Origin of the sequence: Marichromatium sp. PS1 (genome assembly GCF_041155115.1) — a bacterium.
Lineage (GTDB): Bacteria > Pseudomonadota > Gammaproteobacteria > Chromatiales > Chromatiaceae > Marichromatium > Marichromatium gracile.
This window is the reverse complement of the sequence record NZ_BAAFHB010000004.1, coordinates 281,801-300,399: the sequence shown is the minus strand read 5'-3', so window position 1 is coordinate 300,399 and position 18,599 is coordinate 281,801. Positions and strand designations below refer to the sequence as shown.

Here is an 18,599-nt window from a genome sequence, read left to right as displayed (position 1 = left end):
GATCGCCGTGCGAAGAGACGCCGCCGATCGACCCTCTCGCTGGTGTCGTCTCGTCCAGCAAGATCCCTCTCCCTGACGACTCCTCCCGCTGCCTGCTGATTCAGGCGCATCCTTCATCATTCATCCGTTTTTTGCCTGCTCGGTGAATCGGCGTCCGACACGGGTTGATCGGATGTCTCAGCGTCCTGGCCCGAGGTCGTCGTGCGCGCAACCAAGCGCTCGAGCTGCTGTTCGAGGGTGCGACGTCGCGCGTGCTCGGCGAGCAGTCGGGTCTGGAGTCGTTCGCGTCCCCGTTCGCTGCGCCCTAGTCGTGCCTCGAGCTGGGCGTGCGCCTCGGTGAGCTGACGGTGCTGCGCGTCGAGCGCTGCGCGCGTCTCCTCGCTGTGTGCGAGTTGTGTCTCCAGCTGATTACGTATCCGTTCGCCTCTCTGCTGCGTCTCGTGCAGCTTCGCCAACGCCTGCGCTTGTTGTTGATTGTCCCGTTCGCGCTCGCGCAGCTCGCCGGCGAGGGTGGCGTTGTCACGGTTGAGCCGGGTGATCTCGTCCTGCTTGACGATCAGGGTCTGCGCCTGCTGGCGTAGTTCCGCCTGTAATTGCTGAACCTGTTGGTCGTGGCGGCGTTGATCCTGTTCGCGCTGAAGGCGACTGGCCTCGCGATAGTGTTCGAGCGCCTCGCGGGCATGACGGTGCTTCTCCTCGATCGAGGCGAGATGCTGCGCCTGGACCTCGAGCCGTTCCTGTAGTCCCAGTTTTTCCTGCTCCAGGGTCGCCAAGGCGATCGCCTGTCCCTGACCCCGTTGCTCCAGTTCAATGATGCGCGCGGCCTGCTCGGCGAGGGTCGTCTCGCGCGCGGCGATTCCCTGGCGCAATCCCTCGACCTCTGTCGCGAGTCCATCGCGGGCTGTCTCGATCTCTTCGAGCTGCTGACGCTGAGTCTGTATCTGCGCCTGATGACGGCGTTCGGCGGCGGCGACGATCTCTTCGGCCTCGCCCTCGAGGGTGCGGGCGAGCTCGGCGACGAGCTGTTGGATCGGCTCGCTCAGGCCCTTGGTGTCGCCGATCCGGCGTGCCTCTTCTTCTTCCAACTCCTTGAGATAACGATGAATCGTGCTCTTTGAGCCGGTGTTGCCGAGGGCGACGCGGACGGCGTCGATCGAGGGGTGTCGGTCCTGTGCGAGCAGGGTGTCGCGCGCCTGTTTGACCAGTGCCTTGGTGATGCCGCCGCGTGCCATGGGGTGGTTCTCCGGTTTATTTTGTACTGTATTACGTAGTATGTATATACGTATTATTTTTGAGGGTCAATTTTTGTGTTCAGGAAAAATAAAAGGCGGGATAATATGACTTATCCCATGTCAGACCGAGATGAGGGCCGCAATCAGGCCCTCTCCGAGCAGGCTGGGTACAAGCGGTACGGACCCGGTATCGAAGACGGGCCGTCAGAGACGATGAAGAGAAGGAGCACATCGGGCATGCAGCGGATCGAGCGCTATATCGAGGCGGCCACCCGCGACAACACCAGACGCGGCTATCGCGCGGCGATCCGTCATTACGAGGAGACCTGGGGCGGGTTGTTGCCGGCGACTGCCGAGTCCGTCGCCCGCTATCTGGCCGATCACGCCGAGCAGCTCGCGCTCAATACCCTGCGGCTGCACCTGGCGGCACTGGCGCGCTGGCATCGTGACCAGGGCTTCCCCGACCCGACCAAGGCGCCGGTGGTGCGTCAGGTGATGCGCGGTATCAGTGAGCTGCACCCGGCACGCGAGCGTCAGGCGCGGGCGCTGCGGCTGGAGGACCTGGTGCGGGTCGACACCATGCTGGAGGCGCGGATCCGCGAGGCTGGGATCAGTGAGGCATTGCGCGCGCGGCGCGATCGGGCGCTGCTGCTGGTCGGCTTCTGGCGGGCCTTCCGTGGCGATGAGCTGCTGAGGCTTGCGGTCGAGGACGTTCGCCGGGAACACGACGGCGGGTTGTTGATCCGGCTCGCGCGCACCAAGACCTCGCGCGGCGAGACCCGCGACTATCCGCTGCCCCGGCTCTCCAGGCTGTGTCCGGTCGCGGCCTATGCCGATTGGGTCGGCTGCGCCGGGATCGAGCGCGGCGCAGTGTTTCGTGGCATCGATCGCTGGGGGCGGGTGCGCGAGCAGGGGCTGCACCCCAACAGCCTGATCCCGCTGCTGCGCCGATTGCTCGAGGAGGCCGGGGTGGCGGATGCGGCGAGCTACAGCGCCCACTCGCTCAGACGGGGCTTCGCCTCTTGGGCGAGCGCCAGTCAGTGGCAGCTGCGCGAGCTGATGGACTATGTCGGCTGGCGTGACGCGCGCTCGGCGCTGCGCTATATCGAGCGCGCCGCGCCCCGGCTGGGCGGGCGGATCGAGCGCGCGCTGGCCGCGCCGGAGGAGGCCTCGGGTTGAATTCGCCGCGCCCGGCGCACATCCCCGGATCATGCCAGCCCGAGCGGGGACGAAGGAGATGCCGAGCGCGCAGACGACCTGTTACGAGTGTGACGCCAACTGTCCGATCGAGGTCGAGCTCGATACCGCCGGCGAGCCGGTAAAGGTCCGCGGGCCCGACTGCCCGCGCTGTTATGTCCAGCTCGAACGGCGCGATCACCCCGAACGACTGCTCCATCCGCTGCGCCGGATCGGTCCACGAGGCAGTGGACGCTTCGAGCGGATCGGCTGGGACGAGGCGCTCGACACCATCGCCGCCGAGCTGACGCGTGCCCGTGAACGTCACGGTGCGCCGGCGGTGGGCTTCTTCGCCGGCTATACCAAGGAGGCGCGACCGCAGCTGCAGCGACTCGCCCACAGCTTCGGCTCACCCAATTACATGACCGAGAGCGGCTGCTGTTTCTCGGCCACCATGGTCGCCGAGAAGCTCACCCTCGGCTACAAGATCAAGACCACCTCGACTGTGGTCTCGCCGAAGACGCGCTGTCATCTCATCTGGTCGACCAATCCGCGCGGCTCGATCCCGCCCTTCGACCAGCACCCGCTGGCCAGTCCACGCCCCGAGCGGGCGCTGATCGTGGTCGATCCCAGGCGCACGCCGCTGGCCGAGCGCGCCAATGTCCATCTGCAGATCCGCCCCGGCACCGATGGGGCGCTTGCCCTCGGCTTCCATCATCTGATCTTCGCCAACGGCTGGCAGGATCAGGTCTTTCTCGATCAGTGGGGGCAGGGCGTGGATGCCTTCCGCGACTATGTCCGCGACTTCGACCCGCGTCGGGTGGCGGCGATCTGCGGGGTGGCGGCCGCCGACATCGAGCGCGCCGCCGAGTGCTACGCCACCACCGCCCCGGCGCAGATCACCCTGTCGCCGACTGCGACCGTGCAGCACAGCAACGGCTTCCAGAACCATCGTGCGCTGATCCTGCTCAGCGCGGTGACCGGCAACCTCGATCGCGAGGGCGGCAACCGCTTCTTCAACGACAAGGCGCTGCCCCGGCCGATCGAGCGCTTCGATCACTGTCTGGCGGCCTTGCCGCCGCGTGTCGGCAGCGAGCGCTTCCCGATCTGGACCCGCTACTGGCCGGCGGCGCAGAGCATGCTGCTGCCCGATTGCATCCTCGAGGGCGATCCGCAGCCGATCCGCGCGCTGCTGGCGATGGGGATCAATACCGCGATGTGGCCGAACTCGGCGCGGATGGAGCGGGCGCTCGGCGCGCTCGATTTCTTCGCCGCCAGCGACTTCTTCCACAACCCTGCGACCCGTCAGGCCGATATCGTGTTGCCGGCGGCGACCAACCTGGAACGCCCGGCGCTGATCGCCTATCCCGGCTGCGCCTATCAGGGCGAGGTGCGCTATCGGCGCGCGTTGCTCGCCCCGCGGGGCGAGGCCCGTGCGGACGGCGAGATCTTCCTCCAGCTCGGGGTGCGTCTGGGGATGGGGGCGCTGTTCTGGGACGGGGACCTCGAGGCCTCCTGGGCGGAGGCCGCCGAGGGGCTGCCCGAGGCGGTACGCGAGGCGATCTATGCCAGCCCCGAGGGGGTGACCGTCTATGCCGATGCGATCGACGACCTGGTCGATCATGGTTTCATGGACGCCGACCGGCTCTATCGGCTGCGTGGCTTCCCCACCGACAGCGGCAAGGTGGAGTTCGACTCGGACGCGTTGCGCGCTGCCGGTCACGACGGTCTCCCGGTCTATCGCGAACCGGCCGAGGGGCCGGTCTCCACCCCGGCGCTGGCCCGCCGTTTCCCGCTGGTGCTGACCAGCGGCGCGCGCACCAAGTTCGACACCCACTCGCAACACCAGCACAGCGCGCGGATGCGTCGGGCCATTCCCCGTCCGCTGGTCGAGATCCACCCCGAGGATGCCATGGTGCGCGGCATCGACGATGGCGATGCGGTGATGGTCGGCTCGCCCCGTGGCGAGGTGCGCTTCTATGCCCAGGTGACCGAGCGCATCAAGCCGGGCGTGGTGCACTGTGTGCACGGCTGGAACGAGGCCAACGTCAATCTGCTCACCGATGATGTGCACCTCGACCCGATCAGCGGTTTCCCGCCGTTCAAGTCGGGGCTGTGCGAGATCCGACCGCTCGATTGAGGTCAGGCCGTGCCCTTTATCGGTGTTCTCCCCGAGCGCGAATCACTGTTCCGGCCCCAGCCGCGCCGGGCGGTGGCGGTGAGTGATGCCGCCGCCTGGCGACTCAACCCGGCGCACCGTCGAGTCTACGATAAGCTCGCCCTGGCGCTGGCCGAGGGGCTGCTGGCCGCGCCCTGCGGGGTCGTGCCGATGGATCTCGGGCTCGCGCCGGAGACGCCGGTGTTCGTCAAGCCGATCGTCAACCTTGCGGGGATGGCGCTCGAGGCCGGGGTGTCTCGCGCCGATGCCGTGCCGGTGCGTCCCGGGAGCTTCTGGTGCGAGCGGCTGGAGGGCGAGCAGACCAGCAGCGATCTGCTGCTCGAGTCCGGACGCATCCGCTGGCAGGCGCACACCCGTGCCGGCCAGTGGCGTGACCAGGGACGACCCTGCGTCTGGGAGGTCGGGGTCGCGATTCCGGAGATCGAGCCGGAGCTGGCGCAACTGGTCGATCGCCATCTCGCCGACTACACCGGGCTGTGCAACATCGAGCTGATCGGGGGGCGGCCGGTGGAGATCCATCTGCGCGGCTCCAACGGCTTCTTCGATCTCTATGGCCCGGGGTTCGTCCCCGCCTGGGTGACGCTGGTCGACGGCGCGCCCTTCGTGCCGCCACCGCCGGTCCCCGGTGGCATGGTGATCTCGGTGTTCGGTCGGCGAGCGCTGAGCGGGGAGGAGAGCGAGGCGCTGGCCGCGCTCGGGGTCAGCGTGAGCGAGGATCGGCACACCCCGGATCGGGTGGCGATCCTGCGCGCGACCGATCGCGCGGTCGGTCGCGCGGCGCTGGCGCTGCTCGAGCGCCGGCGCGGCTGATCAGATCCGGGGCAGGGCGAGCGGGTCGCGCTTGCGCGGGTTGGCGCGATAGAGGATGGCGATGTTGCCGATGCGATTGACCAGCATCGCCCCGGTGCGCTCGATGAGCTCGGCGATGGCCGCGTCGCGCAGCTCACGATCGCCGGCGCTGATCTTGGTCTTGAGCAGCTCGTGATGATCGAGCGCGATCTCGAGCTCGGCGATCACCCCATCGGTGATGCCGTGCTGACCGACGATGACGACGGGCTTGAGATGATGCGCTTGCTGCTTGAGCCAGCGTTTCTGTTTTTCGGTGATGCTCATGAAGGCCTTGGCTGTGTTGTGCGAAACGGGTCGGGGCCGGTGCAGGACCGGCCCCGATGGGGGGGCGATGATAGCAGTCCCGGCGGCGCTCTGCCGCCTCGGATCGGCTCAGTCCCCGAGCGCTGTCGGTGCGCGCTCGACCTCGACCAGCACCTCGTTGCGACGCAGGAACGGCAGCGAGAAGGGCGAGTTGTAGCGGGCATAGATCGGCGTGCCGACCGGGCTCAGGCCGGCGCCCTGCACGGCGGCGAGCAGCTGCGACTCATGCTCGCGATAGCGTCCCTCGCCCCAGCCGCCGGAGTAACGGTGCGCGGCGAGCAGTCGTGCCGGGATCTCGCGGATGTGGACGCGCCCGTCGTTGGGGCGGGGCAGGGTGTCGCGGGTGAAGTGTGCGGGCATGATGAAGCTGATGCGATAGCGTGCTTCACCGCTCGGCTGCTGGGTCACCGGTGCGGTCATGGCGATGCGCTCGCCGCGCCCCAGCGGTTGCTGGTTGACCGGTGCGGTCATGGCGATCTTCCGTGACCCCTGGTTGTTACCGAAGATGTAGTCGGCGAGCACGCGAAAGGCGCGACCGCCGACGGCATCGAAGGTGCCCTCGACCTCGACCTCGGCGACCAGCAATGGCGGATAGCGGCGCAGCTCGAAGCCGCGGTGTTGTTCGATCAGGGTATAGGCGGGTTGTTCGGTGGCCATCAGCACTCCTCCGATGCTGCCCAAGATCAGCGCGAGCGCCAGGGCGGCGAGCGTCGCGCGCCGGATGTTCGATCTCGGCATGGTCTTGTCCTCGTGACGTCCCTGGTCCCCAGGCTATGGGCGTTGGTCGGTGATTGACAGGGTGAGCCTGACAGTGAGCCGGCCCAGCGGATAAACTGAGCGATTGTCCATCCAATCCCGCGATCCGCCGAACATGAGTCAATACTGGAGCGACCTGGTCCACACCCTGCAGCCCTATGTCCCCGGTGAGCAGCCCAGGCATGTCGAGCTGACCAAGCTCAACACCAACGAGAACCCCTATCCGCCCTCGCCGCGGGTGCGTGCGGTGCTCGATGACGCGGCGGTCGACGCGCTCCGACTCTATCCCGACCCCGACAGTGGCGCGCTCAAGGCGGCGCTCGCCGCGCGTGCGGGGCTGGCGCCGGAGAACGTCTTCATCGGCAACGGTTCGGATGACGTGTTGGCGCTCGCCTTCATGGCCTTCTTCAAACAGCCCGAGCCGCTACGCTTCCCGGATCTGACCTACGGTTTCTATCCGGTCTATTGCAAGCTCTTTGGGATCGCCTCGCGGATCGTCCCGCTCAATGCCGCCTTCGAGGTCGATCCGGCCGACTATGCCGCCGAGAGCGGTCCGATCGTGCTCCCCAACCCCAATGCCCCGACCGGTCGGGCGCTGCCGCTCGAACAGCTCGAGCGCCTGCTCGCGGCCAACCGCGAGCGGGTGGTGCTGATCGACGAGGCCTATGTCGACTTCGGCGCCGAGAGCGCGGTGGCGCTGCTCGCCGAGCACCCGCAGCTCTTGGTGGTGCAGACCTTCTCCAAGTCGCGCTCGCTGGCCGGGCTGCGGGTCGGCTTCGCCTATGGATCGGCCGAGCTGATCGCGGGTCTGGAGCGGGTCAAGGACTCCTTCAACTCCTATCCGCTCGATCGGCTGGCGCAGGCCGGCGCGCTCGCTGCGCTGGAGGACGAGGACTACTTCCGCGACTGCATCGCGCGAGTGATGGCCACGCGCGAGTGGACGGTCGCCGAACTCACCCGGCGCGGCTTTGCGGTGCTGCCCTCGCAGACCAACTTCGTGCTGGCGCGGGTGCCGAACGGCCGGGCCCGCGCGCTCTTCGAGCAGCTGCGCGAGGTCGGGGTGCTGGTGCGTTATTTCGATCGGCCACGTCTGCATGAGCACCTGCGCATCTCGATCGGTACCGATGCCGAGATGCGTCGTCTGGTCGAGGAGATCGACCGCCTGCTCGACTGAGAGTGGTGATTCGGGACGCGTTCAACCCGACATGGCGGTTTACCCGGTTGCGCTCGGGCGCGTAAAATTAACCGTTTATCCATAAAAACCCGGTCGACACGACGCGGAGGGACACTTGGCAGAGCTTGAGGATATCCGTTATCTGGTCGGCCCCGGCGGGGCGCTCACCGGGCGGTTGCGCGTACCGGGCGACAAGTCGATCTCGCATCGCTCGATCATGCTCGCGGCCCTGGCCGAGGGCGAGACCCGGATCAGCGGTTTTCTCGAGGGCGCCGATGCCCTCGCCACGCTCGCGGCCTTTCGCCGCATGGGCGTCGAGATCGAAGGCCCGGAGGCGGGCAGGGTCCGGGTGCGCGGGGTCGGTCTGCATGGGCTCGAGGCCCCGGGCGCGGTGCTCGACATGGGCAACTCAGGGACCTCGATGCGGTTGCTCGCCGGTTTGCTCGCCGGTCAGCGTTTCGCCACCACCCTGGTCGGCGACGCCTCGCTGACGCGGCGTCCGATGCGCCGAGTGACCGAACCGCTGGTGCGGATGGGCGCGCGGATCGAGACCTCGGAGACCGGCACCGCGCCGTTGCGCATCACCCCGGTCGAGACACTCGCCGGGATCGATTACGCACTGCCGGTGGCCAGCGCCCAGATCAAATCGAGCCTGCTGCTCGCCGGGCTCTTCGCCGCAGGCGAGACCTGTGTGACCGAGCCTGCGCCGACGCGCGATCACACCGAGCGCATGCTCAGCGCCTTCGGCTATCGGCTGCGTCGCGACGGCGCTCGGGTCTGTCTGAGCGGTGGCGGACGGCTGCAGGGCTGTGAGCTGGTGGTGCCGGCCGATATCTCCTCGGCGGCCTTCTTCCTCGTCGGTGCGAGTATCGCGCCGGGCTCGGATCTGCTGCTCGAGGGGGTCGGTATCAACCCCACCCGGATCGGCGTGATCAACATCCTGCGCGCCATGGGCGGTGACATCGAGCTGCGCGACGAGCGCATGGCCGGCGGCGAGCCGGTGGCCGATATCCGCGTGCGTCATGCGCCGCTCCACGGGATCGAGATCCCGCGCGACCAGGTCCCCCTGGCCATCGACGAGTTCCCGGCGCTGTTCATCGCCGCCGCCTGTGCCGAGGGCGAGACCCGGCTCGGCGGCGCCGAGGAGCTGCGGGTCAAGGAGAGCGATCGCATCCAGGTGATGGCCGATGGTCTGGCCACGCTCGGCATCGAGGCCGAGCCGCTGCCCGACGGCATCCGCATCCGTGGCGGCGCGCTCGGCTCGAACCTCGGGCGAGCGCCGATCCAGGCCCACGGCGATCACCGCATCGCCATGTCCTTCGCCATCGCCGCACTGCGCGCCGCCGGGCCGGTGGAGATCCACGACTGCGCCAACGTCGAGACCTCCTTCCCCGGCTTCCCACGGCTGGCGGCGAGCGCCGGGTTGCAGATCGAGGAGCAACAACGCGCATGATTCCGGTAATTACCGTCGATGGTCCCTCGGGGACCGGCAAGGGGACCCTGACCGCGCTGCTCGGCGAACGGCTCGGCTGGCACTGTCTCGACAGCGGGGCACTCTACCGGGTGCTCGGGCTCGCCGCCGGGCGCGCCGGGGTGGACCTCGAGGATGCCGATGGACTGGCGGCGCTCGCCGCCGGACTCGAGCTACGCTTCGTCGAGCGCCGGGTGCTGCTCGCCGACGAGGACGTCAGTGACCTGATCCGCACCGAGCAGGCCGGCATGGCCGCCTCACGCGCCGCCGCGCACGCCCCGGTGCGTGAGGCGTTGCTCGAATGGCAGCGACGCATGGCGCGCGAGCCCGGGCTGATCGCCGATGGTCGCGACATGGGCACCGTGGTCTTCCCTCAGGCTCCATTGAAAGTCTTTCTCGATGCCAGCCCCGAGGTGCGCGCCGAACGGCGTTATAAACAGTTGAAAGAAAAGGGGTTGGATGCTAGTCTCCCGGACCTCATAAAGGATATTCGCGAGCGCGATCAGCGCGACCGCAACCGCGCGGTCGCGCCGCTGCGTCCGGCAACGGACGCCGTGACGCTGGATTCGACCGCGATGTCCATTCAGGAAGTGCTCGATCGGGTCTTGGAAGAGGTAAGGCGCGTCTTCCCGGAGCTGGTCTCTTGACGTCGATCCCGTCTCTCGGGACGGGTCGACACTTGGTCGGGTCGGTGCGCGCTGCATCGGCCTTGTCGTTTAATTCATCACCCACCGCTCCGGACGGAGTGGAACGCGCGCCGTTCTTCAGGATAATTGGATCTCATGACCGAAAGCTTTGCCGAACTTTTTGAACAGAGTCTGAACACCACCCAGCTCCAGCCGGGCACCATCGTCATTGGTACCGTGATCGAAATCACGTCCGACAACGTGATGGTGAACGCCGGGCTGAAGTCCGAGGGCGTGATCCCGCGCAGCCAGTTCATCAGCGCCGAAGGCGAGCTCGAGGTCGCCGTCGGCGACGAGGTCGAGGTCGCCCTGGACGCGGTCGAGGACGGTTTCGGCGTCACTCGTCTGTCGCGCGAGAAGGCCAAGCGTTTCGCGGCCTGGGATCACCTGGAGAAGGCCTTCGAGGCCGCCGAGACCGTCAAGGGCATGATCAACGGCAAGGTCAAGGGCGGCTTCACCGTCGACCTCGGTACCGTGCGTGCCTTCCTGCCGGGCTCCCTGGTCGACGTGCGTCCGGTGCGTGACACCACCTACCTCGAAGGCAAGGAGCAGGAATTCAAGGTCATCAAGCTCGACCGCAAGCGCAACAACGTCGTGGTGTCGCGCCGTGCGGTGGTCGAGGAAGAGTACAGCGCCGAGCGCGAGGCGCTGCTCAAGAACCTCGAAGAGGGCATGGAGATCAAGGGTATCGTCAAGAACCTCACCGATTACGGTGCGTTCCTGGATCTCGGCGGTATCGACGGCCTGCTGCACATCACCGACATGGCCTGGCGTCGCGTCAAGCACCCCTCCGAGGTGGTCGAGATCGGTGACGAGATCAGCGTCAAGGTGCTCAAGTTCGATCGTGAGCGTCAGCGCGTCTCCCTCGGCCTCAAGCAGATGGGCGAGGATCCGTGGGTCAACATCTCGCGTCGCTACCCCGAGAGCACCCGCGTCTTCGGTAAGGTGACCAACATCGCCGACTACGGCTGCTTCGTCGAGATCGAAGAGGGCGTCGAGGGTCTGGTCCACGTCTCCGAGATGGACTGGACCAACAAGAACATCCACCCGAGCAAGGTCGTCGCGCTCGGCGACGAGGTCGAGGTCATGGTGCTCGACATCGACGAGGAGCGTCGTCGCATCTCGCTCGGCATCAAGCAGTGCGCGCTCAACCCCTGGGACGAGTTCGCCGCGACCCACAAGAAGGGCGACCACGTCACCGGCAAGATCAAGTCGATCACCGACTTCGGTATCTTCATCGGTCTCGAGGGCGGCATCGACGGTCTGGTGCACCTCTCCGACATCTCCTGGGACGAGTCCGGCGAGCAGGCCCTGCGTCGCTACAAGAAGGGCGACGAGCTCGAGACCGTGGTGCTCTCGGTCGACCCCGAGCGCGAGCGCATCTCGCTCGGCGTCAAGCAGCTCGACAAGGATCCCTTCTCCAGCTTCGTGGCGCTGCACGACAAGGGCAGCATCGTCACCGGCGTGATCACCGAGGTCGATCCCAAGGGCGCGACCATCGCGCTGGCCGACGGTGTCGAGGGCTACCTCCGCGCCTCCGAGATCTCGCGTGACCGCGTCGAGGATGCGCGCACCGTGCTCAAGGCCGGCGAGGAGATCGAGGCCAAGTTCCTCGGTGTCGATCGCAAGAACCGCACCCTGTCGCTGTCGATGAAGGCGAAGGACGTCGAAGAAGAGCAGGCGGCAATCAAGGGTTATGCCCGCGAGTCCTCCAGTGGCACCGCCACCCTCGGCGACATCCTCAAGGAGCAGATGGAAGAGGCCCAGCGCGGCAACTAATGCCGGCTTGACGCTTCCATGACCCTCCGGGGCCCGTCGTCTGGCGGGCCCCGCATGCTTTTCCAGGAGTCGATACCATGACGAAATCCGAGCTGATCGACGTTCTGGCCGCCGAGCAGGATCATCTTCCCTACAAAGATGTCGAAGAGGCGGTTCGAAAGATCCTCGAGCGCATGAGCAGCGCGCTCGCCTCCGGTGAACGAATCGAGATTCGTGGCTTCGGAAGCTTTTCGCTCCATTACCGTCCACCCCGTATCGGTCGCAACCCGAAGACCGGGGAATCGGTGGCCCTGGCCGGCAAGCACGTCCCGCACTTCAAGCCAGGCAAGGAACTCCGGGATCGCGTCAACCAGGCATTCCAGCGGGACCGGGCCGCGCAGGCCGACGTTGTCGATGACGACGATGCCAGCGCGCCCTCCCTGCAGGTCGCAGTCTCCAGCTGAGACCGCTCGACGGGCATCGTGATCCTCACGGTGCCCGTTTCTCATCGACCCTCCGGTGTGTCCCGACACCATGCGCGATGATCAACCCTATCTGATCGAGCTGCGTCACTACGCCCCCCGCCAGACACGCCACCACCATCCCCATGCCCAGGTGGTGATCCCGTTGCAGGGCACCATGGATCTCGCTATCGCCAGCCGTGAGACCCGGCTCGCCGTCGGTATGGTCGCGGTGCTCGCGCCCGGCACCCGGCATGATTTCAGCGGCAGCGCACGCAATCGATTCCTGGTGTTCGACCTCGCCGATCCGCTGTTGATCGAACGCTGTCTGGACGATGATGCGGCGCCGGTGCGAACCCTGGGCTCCACGGCTTCGCGTTATCTCGCCCTGCTCGCCGGTGAGCTGGAACAGGGCGGACGGCGCCTCTGCTCGCGCGCGGCGATCACTACGGCGTGCGAATTGCTCGCCGAGCCTGCTGCCGAGGCCATCGACGGCGAGATCAGGCCGCCCTCGCGCTTGCTGCGTGCTGAACGCCTGCTCGCCGGAGAGGGTGCCGATGGGCCGAATGTGGCCGAGATTGCAGCCAGCGTCGGACTCTCGGTCAGTCAGCTCAATCGGCTGTATCGGGCCCGTCATGGACGCTCTCCCAAGCAGGCTCAGATCGCTGAGCGACTCGCACGCGCCACTCGGCTGCTGCGCGAGACCGATCACTCGGTCGCGACCATCGCCCACCTGCTCGGCTATCGCAATCCGTCTTCCTTCTGCAGCCTGTTCAAAGAGCATCTCGGGATGACCCCGAGCGATTACCGACGCGCAGCGGCTGGAGCAGGGTGAGCGATTTCCGAATCCTTTGCGCGGTTTGCCGAACGACACCGCAGGCGCTGCTGCACTAGGCTGTCGCGCTTTATCGTCAACGACCAGGATTCGCGATGTCGATGATCCTTGCCGCCGCGGCGCTCTGGGGCCTCCTCGGCCTGTTCGCCGTGACCCTCAATGCCGCCGGGTTCGACGGTCAGCAGGTCGCCATCCTGAGGATCCTCTGTGCCGCACTGCTGCTCGTCGTCGGCGCGCGCTGGCTGCTGCGTGGCGTCGATCTGCGGGTGTTGGCGGCGCAGTCCCCGCGGTTGGTGGTCCATGGCCTGATCGGGGTGCTCGGCTACAACCTCTGCTACTTCCAGGCGATCGATAAGGTCGGGGTCGGTGTGGCGGTGGTGCTGCTCTATACCGCACCGCTCTGGGCGCTGGTCTTTGCGGTGTTGTTCGATGGCGAGTCGGTGACGGTACGCGGGGTCGCCGCCGCGCTCGGCGCCCTGTGCGGGGTGGTGGTGTTGCTCGGCCAGACCCTGTCGACCGGAACGGGGGCGCTCTCCGGGGTGTTGTTCGGGCTCGCCGCGGGCCTGTGCTATGCGCTCTATCCGGTGCTCGGACGCGGCCTGATTGCACGGCTCGGGCCGGATCCGGTGATGGCCAGTGGATTCATCCTCAGCGCCCTGATCCTGATCCTGTTGCCCGTGACCTGGCAGGCGCTCGGAGGAGTGGCTGTTCACCGGGGGGAGTGGGCGATCTGGGGCGCCTTGCTGGCGATGGGCCTGCTCGGGACCCTGCTCGCCTATGCCCTGTTCACCCGTGGACTGAGACGGGTCAACGCCTCGCGCGCGGCGGTGTTGGCTACCGTCGAGCCGGTGGTGGCGGTGCTCGGTGCCGTGCTCTGTCTCGGCGAGCGGTTCTCGCCGACGCAGTGGGGCGGTGTCGTGCTGATCCTCATCAGTGCGTTATTGGTGGCCATCCCTGGCCGTCATCGGGTCAGCGGATCATCGCCGGCTGATCCTTCTCCAGATAGGCCTCTTCCTCGGGGGTGAGTTCGACCAGGTCGAAGCCGGTGATCATCGGGGTGACATGCTCGCGGAAGGAATGTCCGGTGGTGAGCATGTAGACATGGATGAAGGCGAAGGCGAGGATCGCGAAGGCCGCGCCGGTGTGGATCATCGCCACGGCCTCCAGCCAGCCGGTGGCGTGGGGGATGTCGCGCCACAGGAAGTAGAAGATATAGAGCAGCCCGGTGACCCAGATCAGCGGGAAGAGCACCACCTTGAGCATCAGATAGGCCAGCGCCTGCAGGGGGTTGTGCTTGCGCCAGAAAGCCTTGCGGTAGGGGTGGCGCTCCCCCCTGAAGATGCCGAAGCTGTAGAAGCGCAGCACCTGCCAGAGCCCGTGTCCGGTCGGCAGGAAGTGGCGCCAGGTCTCGGTGGTGAAGAGCCAGAACACGCTGAACATCCAGAGGATCAGCAGGGCGCTCGCGGCATACATGTGGATGGTCACCGCGACCTCGAAGTCGAACAGGTCGTGGAAACCGTGCAGACCGAAGCCGGTGAGCATCAGGATCACGATCAGCGCCATCTGGCTCCAGTGCCAGAAGCGCTCGAAGCGTCCGAAGATCAGAACCTTGCGCATGGCCATCAGTGTTGTTCCCCCTTCGAGAAGAGCCGGATCAGGGCGTGGATGAGGATGCCGAGCAGGGTTGCGCCGACGGCGATGATGCCGATGATGTCGAGCCAGCGGCTGTGGTCGCGGCCGGGCAGATAGACCCCTTCGAGTCCGGCGAGACGGCCCTCGGCGGCATGGCAGTCGCGACAGGCGAGTGCATCTTCCTTGGGGGCGACCATGTGGGTGATCGGCCACCAGGAGAGGGTCTCGACGAAGCCGAACTCGCCCGAGTAGTCGAGCCCGAAATCGGCCATGCCGCGGGCGATGGCCCGTCCCATGTCGTAATTGCCCCAGTAGGCGGCGTCATCGACGCCCCAGAGATGGGTGTAGACCAGGGTGGCGTTGCCGGCGTCGTAGGGCATCCAGGTGCGCATCCGCTTGAACGGCCAGATGCGTGAGTCGGCGTCCTCGCGCGAGCCGTCGAAACCGTTGATCTCGATCGGCTGCTGGCTGTCGTCGAACTTGGTATCGATGGTGGTGTAGTGCATCTGGCCATCGAACCAGGCGTACTCGGGCACGATGTCCTCGTCATAGACGAAATCGCCCTTGATCGACTTGTAGGTGTAGCGATGCTCGCCGTTGCCCTGGGTATAGCCGTGCTCGTGATAGCCCTCGCCGTCGCGCGTCCTGCCGGCGGTGCGCCAGTCCCAATCGGTGATGGTGGCCACGCCGCCGCGGGCGAACTCGGGGATGTGGCAGGTCTGACAGGCCACGCTCGAGACATGGTCGTTGAGCTTGAAGGCGCGGATCGAGTCGATCGGGTGGGGCGAGAGGCCGTGGCAGGACTCGCAGGTGGCGACGTCGCGGCGCTCGCCGGGCTGGCCGGTGCCCTCGGTGTCGCGCGAGACGACCTTGTAGCGGCTGCCCGCCCAGACGTGCTGCTTGGTGATGTGACAGGCGGTGCAGGAGAAGTTGAGTCCCGCAGCGTCCATATGCACGTCGAGATCGTGGGAAGGATCGATCAGTGCGGTGGAGAGATCGCCGTGCTTGACGTTGTCGCCGCCACCGCCGTTGAAGTGACAGGTCCCGCAGTTCTCCCGACTCGGTAGCGCGACGTTGCGCGCGATCTCGCCGAGATCGAGCGGGGCCATGTCCTCGAACATCACCGAACAGGCCGAGTGGCCCTCGTTGTTCGGGGTCTTGTAATAGGTACCGGTGCCGTCGTGACAGACCAGACAGTCGATCCTGGTCTCGTCGGTGAAGTCGAAATCCTCGTCCTTCCAGCCGTAGCCGGCGTGACACTGGGCGCACATCCCCTCGTTGCCACGGGCGTTGGTGCAGAAGTTGTTGATCAGGTGACGCTTGCCGAGCTGCTGACCGGTATCCGGGTCGACATAGTCCCAGGTCCAGTGGACGTTGCGCATGAAGTGCTCACCGGTCTCGGTGTGACAGCTCAGACACGCTTCGGTGACCTCGGGGCCGGACTCAAAGGCCTGCTGCAGCACCTCGAACTTGGCATGATCGGCAGTGCCGCCGGTGAGTGGACCGGAGCGTTGGGGGCGTTGCTGACTCGGCGTGTCCTGCGCTGTCGTCTCCTGCGGCGTCGTGTGGGGCGATGCCGACGACGAGCAGGCGACCAGCATCAGGCCCACGGCGACCAGTCGTGTGGTGGTGATGAACATCTCGCACCTCGGATTGGATGGGGAAGGCGTTCGCGGACCTGATCGAGCCGATGAGGATTGCCCGCTTAGGGCTGGTAAATAAACACGAAAGCCGAACCCTGCGCCTTGAGCAAGCGCAAGTCGATCACGCTTTGTTGCCGCTCGCCGGGGACGGCAGCACGCCGGGGGCGAGTCAGGGCAGCATGGCGGGCACGAGCAGATAGCCGATGATGGTCCCGAAGAGGGTTCCGAGCAGGGCGCCCAGCAGGATTCCGTACCACTTCACGCCGTTGCGACTCCTGGGGTTGAGCGGGGTTGGACCGAATGCGCGACATTGTGCGCCGAGCCCGCCGGAGCGGGCAAGGGCGATGGCGATTACAGGGTGCTCGAGAGCCGTATGACCGCGTCGATGGCGCGCTCGAGCGTCTCCTCGGTGGTGTGGAAGTGTGGCGAGAAGCGGATCCCGCCGCCGCGCTGGGCACAGAGCACCTGATGGCGCATCAGTGCCGGGTAGAGATGCTCGCTCGCCACGCCGGGGACCCGGAAGGTGACGATCCCGGCGCGCCGTTCGGGGGGGCGGGGGGTCAAGAGTTCGAGGCCGTGACGATCGATCGCCGCGATCAGCCAATCGGTCCGCTGTCTGATCAGGGTCTCGACCGTTGTCGTGCCGACCTCCTCGAGCAGCGACAGACTCGACTCCAGCGCGTGCGCGGCGAGCAGGTTGGGGCTGCCGCATTCGAAGCGTCTGGCGTCGGGCGCCGGACTCCAGTCGCGCTGTTCGAAGTCCCCCGGGTTGGCGACCATGTGCCAGCCGAACTGGTGCAGCGCGAGGCGCTCGAGTTGGGTCGGGGCGATATGGAGCAGCGCCAGCCCCTCCGGGCCGAGCATCCACTTGTGGCCGTCGGCGACGACGAAATCGGCGCCACTATCAGCGAGCGAGAAGGGCAGCGCGCCGAGTCCCTGGATGGCATCGACACAGAAGAGGATGTCACGCTCGCGACAGAAGGCGCCGATCCGTGCCAGGTCGAGCTGCAGGCCGCGGGCGTACTGTACCCAGCTCACCGCGATCAGACGGGTGCGCTCGTCGCACAGGGCGCAGAGGTCGCTCTCCGGATCGCTGCTCTGCTCCAGATCGAGCGCCCGCCAATCCACCCCGCGTGGTGCCAGTGACTCCCAGACGATCCGGTTGGAGGGAAACTCCTGAGCGATTCCGACGATATTGTCCCCGGCGCTCCAGGGCAGGCCGTGGGCGATCACCGAGAGCGCCTCGGAGGTGTTCTTGAGCAGTGCGATGCTGCCCGTGTCGGCGCTGCCGACGAGTCGCGCGAGCCGCTCGCGCAGACGTGTCTCGACCTGCAGCCAGTCGAGATAGGCCAGCGAGCCGTGCGCGGCATTGTCCTCGGCGAAGCGGCGCACCACCTCGACGCTGCGTCGCGGCCAGGGGCCGACGGCGGCGTGATTGAGGTGACACAGCTCGGGGGCCAGTGGGAACTCCTCGGCGAGTGGGTGCTGGCGCAGGCTCATCCCTCGTTGGCCTCCGGCGTCGGTGTCGTGGGTTCGGGCGAGAGGCGCTGGACCATGCCCGATTCGGGCAGACGCAACGCCGAGCTACCGAGCGGTTGACGGATGTCCTGCACGGTGGCGGGGGCAGGCTCGTCACGAGCGACGGTCTGTGGCGTGTCCGCCACCGTCGCCGGGGCGTCGTCGGGTGCGGTCGGCTGGTCCGGTTGCTGCTGGGCGGGCACGAGCGGTGTCGGCGCGGTGGTGTCCGTGACCCTGGGCGTCGTCGTGGTGATCGGTGCCGGTTGCGGCGGCGACGGCTCGGGTGCGCTCTGCGCCCGGGCGGCCTGTTCGCGCCGTGCGCTGGCCGCGCGCTCTGCGGCGAGTTGACGCTGGCGCTTGGCATAGTTGCCGTAGCTGGGGCCTCGCCCGACGATGGTCACCGCCGTGCCCTGGTCGACCTTGGCGAACAGCAAGGGTGCAACCTCGGCGGGCATGCGGATACAGCCGTGCGAGGCGGGTCTGCCCGGACGCGGGATGGGGCCGGCGTGCAGGCCGATGCCGTCATAGGTCAGACGCATGAAATAGGGCATCTTGGCGCCGACGAAGCGGGCGCCGTCGGGCAGTGGGTCGCGCCCGACCTTGACGTTCGACTGGATCAACTTGCCCCCGGAGCCGTAGTAGCGACCGTAGAGGTTGGAGCGCTTGTTCTCGACCTTCTCCATCACCGTGAAGCTGCCGGTCGGTGTGGGGTGACGCGACACCCCGGTGGCCACGGTCGCCCAGCCGACCTCCACGTCGCCGTCATAGAACCTGGCCTTCTGGTCGTCGGTGTCGACGACGATGTGCGAGACCCGTCGTCCCTCGCCACGCCACTCGTAGAGCGAGGGTTCCTTGGGGATCACGGGCGTCGACTGTGGCTGTGGCGGCTGTTGCTCCGCCGGCTCAGGCGGGGCCGGCTGTGGTTC

Annotated in this window: 17 protein-coding genes; 10 read left to right on the top strand and 7 right to left on the bottom strand. The window is 66.9% G+C overall.

From position 1 onward, the window contains the following. Positions 1-116: 116 nt before the first annotated feature. Positions 117-1,232 (bottom strand): DNA-binding protein, encoded by a 1,116-nt coding sequence (locus ACAM26_RS10540; RefSeq protein ID WP_369613592.1) that lies wholly within the window; start codon positions 1,230-1,232, stop codon positions 117-119. Positions 1,233-1,469: 237 nt separating this feature from the next. Between ACAM26_RS10540 and ACAM26_RS10535 the strand changes: the two genes are divergently transcribed. From ACAM26_RS10535 to ACAM26_RS10525, 3 genes are read left to right on the top strand one after another with little or no spacing between them, the layout of a single operon-like run. Continuing rightward, positions 1,470-2,411: a site-specific integrase gene (locus ACAM26_RS10535; RefSeq protein ID WP_369613591.1), complete on the top strand. Its 942-nt coding sequence runs from the start codon at positions 1,470-1,472 to the stop codon at positions 2,409-2,411. Positions 2,412-2,469: 58 nt separating this feature from the next. Further along, positions 2,470-4,548: a molybdopterin-dependent oxidoreductase gene (locus ACAM26_RS10530; RefSeq protein ID WP_369613590.1), complete on the top strand. Its 2,079-nt coding sequence runs from the start codon at positions 2,470-2,472 to the stop codon at positions 4,546-4,548. A gap of 9 nt (positions 4,549-4,557) precedes the next feature. Then, the gene (locus ACAM26_RS10525; RefSeq protein ID WP_369613589.1) at positions 4,558-5,397 is read left to right on the top strand and encodes a hypothetical protein; all 840 of its coding nucleotides are present in this window, start codon (positions 4,558-4,560) and stop codon (positions 5,395-5,397) included. Here the strand turns inward: ACAM26_RS10525 and yhbY are convergent, their stop codons facing one another. Both yhbY and ACAM26_RS10515 read right to left on the bottom strand, forming a co-directional pair. Then, positions 5,398-5,700: a ribosome assembly RNA-binding protein YhbY gene (gene yhbY, locus ACAM26_RS10520; protein WP_062276170.1), complete on the bottom strand. Its 303-nt coding sequence runs from the start codon at positions 5,698-5,700 to the stop codon at positions 5,398-5,400. Between the two features lie 108 nt (positions 5,701-5,808). Further along, positions 5,809-6,477 (bottom strand): heme-binding protein, encoded by a 669-nt coding sequence (locus ACAM26_RS10515; protein WP_132229650.1) that lies wholly within the window; start codon positions 6,475-6,477, stop codon positions 5,809-5,811. A gap of 133 nt (positions 6,478-6,610) precedes the next feature. Between ACAM26_RS10515 and hisC the strand changes: the two genes are divergently transcribed. From hisC to ACAM26_RS10480, 7 genes are all read left to right on the top strand, one after another. After that, positions 6,611-7,669 (top strand): histidinol-phosphate transaminase, encoded by a 1,059-nt coding sequence (gene hisC, locus ACAM26_RS10510; protein ID WP_062276168.1) that lies wholly within the window; start codon positions 6,611-6,613, stop codon positions 7,667-7,669. A 115-nt stretch (positions 7,670-7,784) separates the two neighbouring features. Next, the gene (gene aroA, locus ACAM26_RS10505) at positions 7,785-9,122 is read left to right on the top strand and encodes a 3-phosphoshikimate 1-carboxyvinyltransferase (RefSeq protein ID WP_369613588.1); all 1,338 of its coding nucleotides are present in this window, start codon (positions 7,785-7,787) and stop codon (positions 9,120-9,122) included. Continuing rightward, positions 9,119-9,787 (top strand): (d)CMP kinase, encoded by a 669-nt coding sequence (gene cmk / locus ACAM26_RS10500; RefSeq protein WP_369613587.1) that lies wholly within the window; start codon positions 9,119-9,121, stop codon positions 9,785-9,787. The genes aroA and cmk overlap by 4 nt, the downstream gene beginning before the upstream one ends. Before the next feature lie 135 nt (positions 9,788-9,922). Further along, entirely contained in the window at positions 9,923-11,605 is a 1,683-nt protein-coding gene (gene rpsA, locus ACAM26_RS10495) for a 30S ribosomal protein S1 (RefSeq protein ID WP_062276163.1), read from the top strand. Between the two features lie 77 nt (positions 11,606-11,682). Further along, positions 11,683-12,048 carry an integration host factor subunit beta gene (gene ihfB, locus ACAM26_RS10490; protein ID WP_005223924.1) on the top strand — a complete coding sequence of 122 codons (366 nt, stop codon included), beginning with the start codon at positions 11,683-11,685 and terminating at the stop codon, positions 12,046-12,048. 70 nt (positions 12,049-12,118) lie between these two features. Beyond that, positions 12,119-12,880: an AraC family transcriptional regulator gene (locus tag ACAM26_RS10485; protein ID WP_369613586.1), complete on the top strand. Its 762-nt coding sequence runs from the start codon at positions 12,119-12,121 to the stop codon at positions 12,878-12,880. Positions 12,881-12,975: 95 nt separating this feature from the next. After that, positions 12,976-13,905: a DMT family transporter gene (locus ACAM26_RS10480; protein ID WP_123140277.1), complete on the top strand. Its 930-nt coding sequence runs from the start codon at positions 12,976-12,978 to the stop codon at positions 13,903-13,905. On the opposite strand, the gene ACAM26_RS10475 is transcribed toward ACAM26_RS10480, so the two are convergent. The 4 genes from ACAM26_RS10475 to ACAM26_RS10460 all read right to left on the bottom strand — a co-directional run bounded on the left by ACAM26_RS10475 (position 13,850) and on the right by ACAM26_RS10460 (position 18,536). After that, complete coding sequence (locus ACAM26_RS10475) at positions 13,850-14,503, bottom strand: cytochrome b/b6 domain-containing protein (RefSeq protein ID WP_062276155.1); 654 nt, start codon at positions 14,501-14,503, stop codon at positions 13,850-13,852. The genes ACAM26_RS10480 and ACAM26_RS10475 overlap by 56 nt on opposite strands. Further along, positions 14,503-16,152 carry a tetrathionate reductase family octaheme c-type cytochrome gene (locus tag ACAM26_RS10470; RefSeq protein WP_369613585.1) on the bottom strand — a complete coding sequence of 550 codons (1,650 nt, stop codon included), beginning with the start codon at positions 16,150-16,152 and terminating at the stop codon, positions 14,503-14,505. Before ACAM26_RS10470 ends, ACAM26_RS10475 begins: the two co-directional genes overlap by 1 nt. A 354-nt stretch (positions 16,153-16,506) precedes the next feature. Then, the gene (locus ACAM26_RS10465) at positions 16,507-17,655 is read right to left on the bottom strand and encodes an aminotransferase class V-fold PLP-dependent enzyme (RefSeq protein WP_369613584.1); all 1,149 of its coding nucleotides are present in this window, start codon (positions 17,653-17,655) and stop codon (positions 16,507-16,509) included. Then, positions 17,652-18,536: a L,D-transpeptidase gene (locus tag ACAM26_RS10460; protein WP_369613583.1), complete on the bottom strand. Its 885-nt coding sequence runs from the start codon at positions 18,534-18,536 to the stop codon at positions 17,652-17,654. Before ACAM26_RS10460 ends, ACAM26_RS10465 begins: the two co-directional genes overlap by 4 nt. Positions 18,537-18,599 lie beyond the last annotated feature (63 nt).

What these genes read in the sequence shown, in the direction of transcription:
- ACAM26_RS10540 (WP_369613592.1), bottom strand. Translation starts at nt 1,232, where the DNA reads ATGGCACGCGGCGGCATCACCAAGGCACTGGTCAAACAGGCGCGCGAC.
- ACAM26_RS10535 (WP_369613591.1), top strand. Translation starts at nt 1,470, where the DNA reads ATGCAGCGGATCGAGCGCTATATCGAGGCGGCCACCCGCGACAACACC.
- ACAM26_RS10530 (WP_369613590.1), top strand. Translation starts at nt 2,470, where the DNA reads ATGCCGAGCGCGCAGACGACCTGTTACGAGTGTGACGCCAACTGTCCG.
- yhbY (WP_062276170.1), bottom strand. Translation starts at nt 5,700, where the DNA reads ATGAGCATCACCGAAAAACAGAAACGCTGGCTCAAGCAGCAAGCGCAT.
- ACAM26_RS10515 (WP_132229650.1), bottom strand. Translation starts at nt 6,477, where the DNA reads ATGCCGAGATCGAACATCCGGCGCGCGACGCTCGCCGCCCTGGCGCTC.
- hisC (WP_062276168.1), top strand. Translation starts at nt 6,611, where the DNA reads ATGAGTCAATACTGGAGCGACCTGGTCCACACCCTGCAGCCCTATGTC.
- cmk (WP_369613587.1), top strand. Translation starts at nt 9,119, where the DNA reads ATGATTCCGGTAATTACCGTCGATGGTCCCTCGGGGACCGGCAAGGGG.
- rpsA (WP_062276163.1), top strand. Translation starts at nt 9,923, where the DNA reads ATGACCGAAAGCTTTGCCGAACTTTTTGAACAGAGTCTGAACACCACC.
- ihfB (WP_005223924.1), top strand. Translation starts at nt 11,683, where the DNA reads ATGACGAAATCCGAGCTGATCGACGTTCTGGCCGCCGAGCAGGATCAT.
- ACAM26_RS10485 (WP_369613586.1), top strand. Translation starts at nt 12,119, where the DNA reads ATGCGCGATGATCAACCCTATCTGATCGAGCTGCGTCACTACGCCCCC.
- ACAM26_RS10480 (WP_123140277.1), top strand. Translation starts at nt 12,976, where the DNA reads ATGTCGATGATCCTTGCCGCCGCGGCGCTCTGGGGCCTCCTCGGCCTG.
- ACAM26_RS10475 (WP_062276155.1), bottom strand. Translation starts at nt 14,503, where the DNA reads ATGGCCATGCGCAAGGTTCTGATCTTCGGACGCTTCGAGCGCTTCTGG.
- ACAM26_RS10470 (WP_369613585.1), bottom strand. Translation starts at nt 16,152, where the DNA reads ATGTTCATCACCACCACACGACTGGTCGCCGTGGGCCTGATGCTGGTC.
- ACAM26_RS10465 (WP_369613584.1), bottom strand. Translation starts at nt 17,655, where the DNA reads ATGAGCCTGCGCCAGCACCCACTCGCCGAGGAGTTCCCACTGGCCCCC.